Annotated in this window: 1 protein-coding gene; it reads right to left on the minus strand. The window is 71.2% G+C overall.

All coding sequences use genetic code 11. The features are described from left to right. A partial coding sequence (locus RMT89_RS44090; RefSeq protein ID WP_315889380.1) for a biotin/lipoyl-binding protein occupies positions 1–257 on the minus strand: 257 nt, incomplete at both ends.

The following is a 257-nucleotide window of genomic DNA, read 5'->3' on the forward strand; positions in this document are numbered from 1 at the left end:
GGTTGAGTTCGCGCACCCGCTCGGCCGTGGTCAGCGCAGTGCTGGCGGCGACCTCAGCGGCGGCGACAGCGGCTTCGGCGGCGCGGACGCTGTCGGTCAGGTCATCGGGGTCAAGCTCGGCCAGCACATCCCCTGCCTTCACCCGGTCGCCAAGATCGGCGGGCCGCGCGATCAGCCGGCCAAGGGTCTGAAACCCCAGCATGACTTCATTCGGGGCGCGGATCGTGCCCGGAATACCGCGCGCGCCTGCGGTCTGG

The sequence above is a fragment of the Streptomyces sp. P17 genome, assembly GCF_032436805.1.
In the GTDB taxonomy this organism is placed as follows: domain Bacteria; phylum Actinomycetota; class Actinomycetes; order Streptomycetales; family Streptomycetaceae; genus Streptomyces.